The sequence below is a fragment of the Streptomyces sp. 13-12-16 genome, assembly GCF_002114215.1.
Classification (GTDB): domain Bacteria; phylum Actinomycetota; class Actinomycetes; order Streptomycetales; family Streptomycetaceae; genus Streptomyces.
Genome location: NZ_NCTE01001128.1, coordinates 1 through 3355 on the forward strand (window position 1 = coordinate 1; position 3355 = coordinate 3355).

Annotated in this window: 4 protein-coding genes; 1 reads left to right on the forward strand and 3 read right to left on the reverse strand. The window is 74.2% G+C overall.

Annotated features, from left to right (window positions below; all coding sequences use genetic code 11):
* From B7767_RS36355 to B7767_RS36365, 3 genes are all read right to left on the reverse strand, one after another.
* On the reverse strand, positions 1-648 hold a 648-nt coding region (locus B7767_RS36355; RefSeq protein ID WP_179167441.1), incomplete at its 3' end, for a metallophosphoesterase.
* 86 nt (positions 649-734) lie between these two features.
* Positions 735-1490 (reverse strand): dienelactone hydrolase family protein, encoded by a 756-nt coding sequence (locus B7767_RS36360; RefSeq protein WP_085575763.1) that lies wholly within the window; start codon positions 1488-1490, stop codon positions 735-737.
* Between the two features lie 78 nt (positions 1491-1568).
* On the reverse strand, positions 1569-2189 hold the full coding sequence (locus tag B7767_RS36365) for an L-threonylcarbamoyladenylate synthase (protein WP_085575764.1): 621 nt from the start codon (positions 2187-2189) through the stop codon (positions 1569-1571).
* 148 nt (positions 2190-2337) lie between these two features.
* Between B7767_RS36365 and B7767_RS36370 the strand changes: the two genes are divergently transcribed.
* On the forward strand, positions 2338-3355 hold a 1018-nt coding region (locus tag B7767_RS36370), incomplete at its 3' end, for a PucR family transcriptional regulator (RefSeq protein ID WP_085575765.1).

Below are 3355 nucleotides of genomic sequence, written 5' to 3' on the forward strand. Positions count from 1 at the left end.
CGCGGACCGCATCGTGCGCGCCTCCTCCAGGCGCCCGCCGTCCCCGGCGCGCGGCCGGTGCCACAGCAGGGAGCGCAGCCAGGCGCGGGTGAGCGGGCGCGGCCGGGGACCGGGCGGCAGCGGTGGGGCGTCGCCGCAGAAGACGCGCATGAAGCCGCCGAGGTCCTCGTACCAGTCGTGGTTGCCCGGTATCGCGTATATCGGGGCCCGGTAGTCCCGGTACGGGCGGAAGAACTTGGCGCCGTAGTCGTCGGCGCTGCCCACCGGGTAGATCACATCGCTGGCGAGCACGGCGAAGGCGGTGTCCCGGCCCTCCCGGAGCAGTCCGGGCACCACCGCGTACTGGGGCTCGCCGCCCTCACCCGTGTCGCCGATCACCAGGAACGAGAACCGGTCCGGATCGTCGCGCCGGATCACCTTGTCGGCGGGGGCGCCGGCCGCCTCCCGCTGGGCCACCCAGCGGGCGCGGGTGCCTCCCGTGGGATCGCCGAACCAGGAGGCCAGGACCCCGTTGCGGGCGGCCCACAGCATGCGCGGGTCGAGCCAGGAGATCTTCTCGACCCCGTGCGGCATCAGCCGCCGGTACGTACCGCGTTCGGCGGCGCCCCAGCCGGCGCCCTCGGCGGTATCACGTGAGGATTCGGACACCGGTGCACCGTAACAACGGTGCGGCGGACGGCCGGAGAGCGGGGTGCCGGTGAACCCCCGCCGTACGGGGACGAGTTGGGCGGTGGTCAGAAGGCGCGCGCCAACAGGTCGAGCAGCGCCGCCCAGTGACGCTCGTCCGCCTCCTTGTCGTACGCCGCCGTGTCGGACTGGGTGTAGCCGTGCGGCGCCCCGGTGTACACCTCGCAGCGGTGCCGGACACCGGCTTCCGTCAGCGCCCGCTCCAGCCGCTCGATCTGCTCCTCGGGCAGCGAGTGGTCCTGGTCGGCGTGGCCGAAGTACACCTCGGCGGTGATCCGGCCGGCCACCAGGTGCGGACTGTCCGGCGCGTCCGTCGCCAGCCGGCCGCCGTGGAACCCGGCCGCGGCGGCCACCCGGTCCGGATAGGTGCCGGCGGTGCGCAGGGACAGGGCCGCGCCCATGCAGTAGCCGGTCACCGCGACCGGGCCGTCCGCCACCGCCGGGCAGGCGGCGAGCCACCGGAGGTACGCGTCGGCGTCCCGCATCGCCCGCTCGGGCGTCAGCTCCAGCATGATCGGCCCGAGCTGCTCGAAGAGCTCCGGTCGCGCACCCGGGTCGATGAACTCGGGCAGCTCGACCACCGGGGCCCGCCCGTGCCGGTGGAACAGGTTCGGCACCAGGACGGTGTGACCGGCCTCCGCCAGCCGGTCGGCCATCGCCCGCAGCCGCGGACGCACACCGAAGGCGTCCATGTAGAGCAGCACCCCCGGCCGGGGCCGCCCGTCGGCGGGATGCGTCAGATACGCGTCGGCGGTGCCGTCCCCGGTGGGGATGTCGACGGTGGTTCCCTGTACGGCGGTCATGGCTGCGCTGCCTCCCGGTGGGTGCGGATCACGCCCATCGTGGCACGCCGGCCGGGCACGGCGGACGGCGCGGCGCCCTCACTCGAACCGGGTGACGTCGCCGGCGCCCCTGCGCACGATCTCCGCCTCGCCGCCCGAGAAGTCGATCACCGTGGTCGGCTCGGTGCCGCAGTCGCCGGAGTCGAGCACCGCGTCTACCTGGTGGTCGAGCAGGTCCTTGATCTCCCAGCCCTGGGTCATCGGCTCGTCCTCGCCGGGCAGCAGCAGGGTGCTGGACAGCAGGGGCTCACCGAGCTCCGCCAGCAGGGCCTGGGTGACGACGTGGTCCGGGATGCGCACACCGACCGTCTTCTTCTTGGGGTGCATCAGCATCCGCGGCACCTCCTTCGTCGCGGGCAGGATGAACGTGTAGCTGCCCGGGGTCGACGCCTTCACCGCGCGGAACACGTCGTTGTCGATCCGTACGAACTGGCCGAGCTGCGCGAAGTCCCGGCACATCAGGGTGAAGTGGTGCCGGTCGTCCAGCTTGCGGATCGTACGGATCCGGTCGATGCCGGAACGGCTGCCCAGACGGCAGCCGAGTGCGTAGCAGGAGTCCGTGGGGTACGCGACGAGGGCGTCGGAGCGGATGCTCTCGGCGACCTGCGCGATGGTGCGCGGCTGGGGGTTGTCGGGGTGCACGTCGAAGTACTTCGCCATTCACCGAGCTTATGCCGCCCGCGCCCCGGGGCCACGCACGTCGCCCTCGGGGCCGGTGCGCCGACGCGCCGGGATGAGTCGCGCGCACGGGTGGGGTAACGTCCCCGATCTGGGCCGGGGACGACGAGCGGACGAGGGGAAGGCCGAGGTGACAGGCCGTAGGGACGGAATCCGGCAGGCGCCGCGGGCGGCCGGGGAGCATCCGGCGTGGGCGCGGGAGCTGCTCGAACATCTGCGTCCGGGCGGGCGGGACGTCCGCCGGGTCGTCGACTGGCTGGCCGCCACCGCGCACGCGGAGGCGGCCCTCCAGGACGCCGCGGGGACGCTGCTCGCCGGGACCCGGCTGCCGCTGGACGAGTCCCTCGTCGCCGACCTCGGCTCCGGCCGGATCGCCTCCGCCGCCTGGGAGGGGGAGGGGCGTCATGTGCGCCTGGTGAGGATCGGGCACCCCTCGGGGGCCTGTGTGCTGGCCGTCTCCCGCGAGGCCCCCTTCGACCGGCACACCTCCGACGTCGTCACGCACACCGCCCAGGTGATCGAACTCCTGCTGACCGCCCACGAGACCGCCGCCGCCGGACACCGGCTGCGGCGGGCCACCGCCGATCTGCGCCTCGCGATCCTGCAGCTGCTGATGGTCGAGGACACCGTCGCCGCCCGCCGGGTCGCCGCCGGACTCTGGCCCGGCCTGCTCGACGCCGACACCGCCTGCGTCTACGTCGTCGAGTCCGCGCCCGCCCTGCGCGACCGGCTCGCCGCGGAGTGCCTGGACACCACGCGGGAGGAGGCGCTGGTCGTACGCTGCCCGGCGATGGACGGGCACGTGATCGTCGTCAGCCCCCGCGAGGCCACCGCCGGCGAGCTGCGGTCGCTGGTCGAACGGCATCCGGGCACCTTCCTCGGCGGCAGTGTGTGGCAGAGCCTCGCCCGTACCGCCACCGCGTACGGGCAGGCCGTCAGCGCCCTGGCGGTGGCGCGCTTCCGCGCCGACAAGACGGCCGTGTACGCCGAACGCACCCACCCGGAGCGGCTGATGGACCCCGCCGCGCTGCGCGGCTGGGCGGCCCGGGTGCTGCGCCCGCTCGACGCGCTGCCGCACCACACCCGCGCCGAACTCCTCGCCACCACCCGCCTCGGCCTGGAGTTCACCGCCGTCAACACCGCCAAGA

Excerpts from the sequence above, each read along its gene's own strand:
- B7767_RS36360 (WP_085575763.1), bottom strand. The coding sequence starts at position 1,490 with ATGACCGCCGTACAGGGAACCACCGTCGACATCCCCACCGGGGACGGC.
- B7767_RS36365 (WP_085575764.1), bottom strand. The coding sequence starts at position 2,189 with ATGGCGAAGTACTTCGACGTGCACCCCGACAACCCCCAGCCGCGCACC.